The sequence below is a fragment of the Ruegeria sp. AD11(2025) genome (assembly GCF_056542405.1).
Genome location: NZ_JBQFZU010000093.1, coordinates 1 through 1,884, shown reverse-complemented (window position 1 = coordinate 1,884; position 1,884 = coordinate 1). Strand labels below are relative to the sequence as shown.

Here is a 1,884-nt window from a genome sequence, read left to right as displayed (position 1 = left end):
GACCCGCTACGACAGGTGCCCGAAGGTCTTCCTGTCAGCCATCGCCCTCGCAGCACTCGTCATCTATTGGCTATGAGTCCTGACCCTAGGGCCGCGGCAAGTTGGGAAGACAACGCTCGCGCAGGACATAGCTGAAAGCCGCGATGCAGTCTATCTTGATATGGAGAGATCTGCCGATCGCCAAGTGCTCGAAGAGCCCGACCTTTATCTCGACGAACAAGTTGGACGCCTGGTGGTGATCGATGAGGTTCAACTTATGCCCGGCCTGTTCAAGGCCCTGCGCGGCCAAATCGACCGGCGGCGGAGACAAGGGCATCGGACTGGGCAGTTCCTGCTGCTTGGGTCGGCCTCGAACACACTTCTGCACCAAAGTGCAGAATCCCTGGCGGGACGTGTCAGTTATCACGAGCTGACGCCTTTCAACTTGTCGGAAACCGGAGCGGATGCAATCTCCTCGCTCTGGTTACGGGGTGGGTTTCCAGATAGCTTCCTGACGAAGAACGACCGAACCAGCCTGGCATGGCGCAAGGATTTCATCCGCACCTATCTGGAACGCGATGTTCCGGCTTTTGGGTTGCGCATTCCGGCGGAGACATTGCGCCGGTTCTGGACAATGCTGGCCCATGAGCAAGGTGGGTTGCTCAATGCAGCAAAACTCGCTGGAAACCTGGGTGTCTCCGGCCAGAGCGTTGCGCGTTATCTCGACTTGCTGGTCGACCTGATGCTGGTGCGTCGCTTACCGCCCTGGCATTCCAATGCCGGAAAACGTTTGGTCAAGTCTCCCAAGGTCTATATTCGCGATTCCGGGCTGGCCCATGCGCTACTTGGGATCGAAAATCAGGAAGACCTGCTTGGGCATCCGGTTGTCGGCGGAAGTTGGGAGGGTTTCTGCATCGAAAACCTGATCGCAGCGGCACCACGCGGAACAGAAGCAAGCTTCTACCGTTCGTCCGCAGGGGCTGAAGTGGATCTGATGTTGAAATTTCCCAGAGGCGCCCTCTGGGCTTTAGAGATCAAGCGGACGACATCGGCGAAGGTAACGCGTGGGTTTCACATCGCGACAGAAGAATTGGACGTCTCAGAACGTATCCTTGTCTATGCAGACGACAAGGAGGTGCCGGGGCGGGGAGGGGTGCGGGCAATGCCTCTCATGAGCGCTATGGAGCGGCTGGCGTCTGCATAGACGTGAGAGGGACCGGACCGATGGTAGCAGGTTTGAAACTGGAGGTAGCAGTCTACCTCAGGCAGAGCCTTGCTGTAATAAGAAAAACTGTCACGAAGGGTGGGAAATGTGAATTCGCTGCATGAGCCGCGTGAAATATTGGAGAGAGTGGGTCGAACAACAGAACTCTTATCCAGTCAGATCAATCTCGCAGTTCTGTAGAGTGGGATAGTGACTCAGCAATTGTACAACTTGAGTGGGCTTGGGCTCTAAAGGTCAATTTACGCTTGGACTACGTCCGTTTCAGCTGTTCGCGCAATTGGCAGGAGAATCGACCCGCCTGCGCCATCCATCCTGCCCTCAGAGAGTTTTGCGACAGAATCTTCACCTCCATCGCTTCCACACTGGAAAGTATCGAAGTGGCCAACAATATCCGCAATGGTCAATTCGGGGCTGAGTTGGTCCATTTCGTCATTTCCCGGAAAGGGCGGCTTAAGTACGATGCGGTTGCTGATAACGCGCGTCATGTTCAAAAAACCGTAACAGAGCCATGCCAAACTACGTGCAACATCACCGCTCTGTTAAAATGCGCTCTGTCAGACCCGCTGTCAGAGTGACAGAATCCTTGTTGCAACAAGGCTTTTCATTTGTGGTTCTCAAAAACCATTACTACCAAAGTTCGGTTCTGCTGGCCTTTGTCTTTCAGCGCGACACGGTATGTG

Annotated in this window: 2 protein-coding genes; one reads left to right on the top strand and one right to left on the bottom strand. The window is 54.9% G+C overall.

The window, feature by feature from the left end; translation table 11 throughout:
- Window positions 1-79: 79 nt before the first annotated feature.
- Window positions 80-1,183, top strand: coding sequence for an ATP-binding protein (locus ACR1XY_RS24430; protein ID WP_480597386.1), 1,104 nt, complete (start codon window positions 80-82; stop codon window positions 1,181-1,183).
- Window positions 1,184-1,443: 260 nt separating this feature from the next.
- Here ACR1XY_RS24430 and ACR1XY_RS24425 read toward each other — a convergent pair whose 3' ends face one another.
- Complete coding sequence (locus ACR1XY_RS24425) at window positions 1,444-1,689, bottom strand: hypothetical protein (protein WP_480597384.1); 246 nt, start codon at window positions 1,687-1,689, stop codon at window positions 1,444-1,446.
- Between the last annotated feature and the right edge of the window lie 195 nt (window positions 1,690-1,884).